This window comes from Pseudomonas sp. 05N434 (assembly GCF_056396965.1).
Map to the genome: position 1 here is coordinate 1 of NZ_JBFTMK010000638.1, position 2,617 is coordinate 2,617.

At 58.3% G+C, this 2,617-nt stretch carries 3 protein-coding genes and 1 pseudogene; 3 read left to right on the top strand and 1 reads right to left on the bottom strand.

Annotated elements, in window-relative coordinates; genetic code table 11:
• A pseudogene (locus tag AC1DLB_RS27245) lies at window positions 1–187 on the top strand (tRNA (guanosine(37)-N1)-methyltransferase TrmD); the annotation flags it as partial.
• 45 nt (window positions 188–232) lie between these two features.
• Window positions 233–583, top strand: a complete 351-nt coding sequence (gene rplS / locus AC1DLB_RS27250) for a 50S ribosomal protein L19 (RefSeq protein ID WP_003175895.1) — start codon at window positions 233–235, stop codon at window positions 581–583.
• 398 nt (window positions 584–981) lie between these two features.
• Here rplS and suhB read toward each other — a convergent pair whose 3' ends face one another.
• On the bottom strand, window positions 982–1,800 hold the full coding sequence (gene suhB / locus AC1DLB_RS27255; RefSeq protein WP_007941397.1) for a type III secretion system regulator SuhB: 819 nt from the start codon (window positions 1,798–1,800) through the stop codon (window positions 982–984).
• A 146-nt stretch (window positions 1,801–1,946) separates the two neighbouring features.
• Here suhB and trmJ point away from each other — a divergent pair.
• Window positions 1,947–2,617, top strand: a 671-nt coding sequence (trmJ, locus tag AC1DLB_RS27260) for a tRNA (cytosine(32)/uridine(32)-2'-O)-methyltransferase TrmJ (protein ID WP_477786029.1), incomplete at its 3' end; no start/stop codon positions are given.

The following is a 2,617-nucleotide window of genomic DNA, read 5'->3' on the forward strand; positions in this document are numbered from 1 at the left end:
GTATGCGGATCAGCGTGTTCCCGACGTATTGCTAAGTGGCAATCACGCGCACATCCGGCGTTGGCGTTTACAGCAGTCCCTTGGTCGGACCTATGAACGACGCGCCGATCTTCTGGAAAGCCGCTCGCTTTCTGGAGAAGAGAAGAAGCTGCTCGAGGAATACATCCGCGAGCGGGACGATAGTTAACAACGTATCGATGGTAGATCCGACGATTTACCTTAGGAGCACAGCATGACTAACAAAATCATCCTTGCACTCGAAGCAGAGCAGATGACTAAAGAGATCCCTACCTTTGCCCCGGGCGACACCATTGTCGTTCAGGTGAAAGTGAAGGAAGGCGATCGTTCGCGTCTGCAAGCGTTCGAAGGCGTAGTTATCGCCAAGCGTAACCGCGGCGTAAACAGTGCTTTCACCGTTCGTAAAATCTCCAACGGTGTTGGCGTAGAGCGTACTTTCCAGACCTACAGCCCGCAAATCGACAGCATGGCTGTCAAGCGTCGCGGTGATGTACGTAAGGCCAAGCTGTACTACCTGCGTGACCTGTCCGGTAAAGCAGCTCGCATCAAGGAAAAACTGGCTTAAGTCCAGCTTCCGATGCCGAAAGCCTGGCCTGTTCAGGTTGGCTTTTCAAGAAAATGCCTCGTATCGAAAGATGCGGGGCATTTTTCGTTATGGCTGCATATATAAAAAACTGCGGCGCTCTTTCTGTAGCTGCTGCCGAAGGCTGCGTCTGGCTGTAGCAGCTGTCGAGCTCCAGCGAGGCTGCGTCCGGCTGCGAAGCAGTCGTGAATCCGGCTAATGCGGTCTGTCTGGCGTGCCGTAATCTCTGATTATGCGACTGCTGCGTCCGAGCGCAGGCTTCGCCAGCTGCTACGGATTGCGTTACGGCTTAACTTGGTCGTATTAGTCGCACAAAAGAAAACGCCCCGAACCAGTCGGGGCGTTTGCTTTAAGTGTTGCGGCTTTTTGGGCTTGGGTGCTTAGCGCTTCAGCGAAGCTGGCAGGTGTGGCTGGATCGCTGTCAGTACTGCCTTGAAGCACTTGGTGTTGCCGGCAACGACGTGACCTTTCTCCAGGAAGTCGTGACCGCCGGTGAAGTCGCTCACCAAGCCGCCGGCTTCCTGGATCAACAGGGCGCCTGCAGCCATATCCCACTCGGACAGGCCTGACTCCCAGAAGGCATCGAAACGGCCGGCAGCCACGTAGGCCAGGTCGAGGCTTGCCGAGCCGGCGCGGCGGATGCCGGCGGTCTGGCCAACCAGGGCGCGGAACATGCCCAAGTAGTTGTCGAGGTTGTCCATCTGGTCGTCACGGAACGGGAAGCCGGTACCCAGCAGGGCGCCGTCCAGGCTGGTACGGCCGCTAACGCGCAGGCGACGACCGTTCAGTTGAGCGCCGCGACCACGGCTGGCGGTGAATTCTTCCTGGCGAACCGGGTCCAGAACAACAGCGTGTTCCAGGCGGCCGCGGTATTTGCAGGCGATGCTGACAGCGAAGTGAGGAATGCCGCGCAGGAAGTTGGTGGTGCCGTCCAGTGGGTCGATGATCCACAGGTATTCTTCGCCTTCGATGCCGGTGCCGGCGTGCAGGCCGGTTTCTTCACCCATGATCGAGTGATTCGGGTAGGCCTTGCGCAGTGCGTCGATGATTTTCTGTTCGGCGGCGCGATCCACCTCGGATACATAATCCTTGGCGTCTTTTTCGTCGACCTTGATGGTATCCAGGCGCTCGATGGAGCGGAAGATCAATTCACTGGCGCTGCGGGCGGCGCGCAGCGCGATATTCAGCATGGGCTGCATGGATGTGTCACCTAAGGTTGTTAAAGAAAGCCGGGCATTCTATCAGAAAGTTTCTACAGGAGAAGGTCGACGTTCGCTTTCATGGCTTAACGGTAGGAGGAGCTGTAAGATTCGGCTCCCCCATTCAATGTTCGAGAGCGCCTCCCTTGCTGCAAAACATTCGTGTCGTCCTGGTCAATACCAGTCATCCCGGAAATATCGGCGGTGCTGCGCGTGCCATGAAGAACATGGGCCTGTCGCGACTGGTGCTGGTCGAGCCGCGGTTGTTCCCGCACCACGAGGCCGATGCGCGTGCGTCCGGCGCCGGGGACATCCTTGAAAACGCGCAAGTCGTCGCCACCTTGGAAGATGCCTTGGTCGGCTGCAATCTGGTGCTGGGTACCAGTGCTCGTGATCGTCGCATTCCCTGGCCGTTGCTCGATCCCCGTGAGTGCGGTGCAAGGGTGGTCGAGGAGGCGGGGCAGGGTGCCGAGATCGCATTGGTGTTCGGTCGTGAAGATTCCGGCCTGACCAACGAAGAGCTGCAGCGATGTCATTATCACGTGCACATTCCATCAGACCCCGAGTTCAGTTCGCTGAACCTCGGGGCGGCGGTGCAGGTGTTGAGCTATGAAGTGCGCATGTCCTGGCTAGCGGCCCAGGGTCAGCCGAGCAAGGTCGAGAAGGAGGAAGTGGCGTCCACCAAGAGTGGTGAGCTGGCGACCATGGATGAGCTGGAGCGATTCTATGAGCACCTGGAGCAAACCCTGGTGGCCATCGAATTCCTCGATCCGGAAAAGCCACGGCACTTGATGGCGCGCCTGCGCCGGTTGTACGG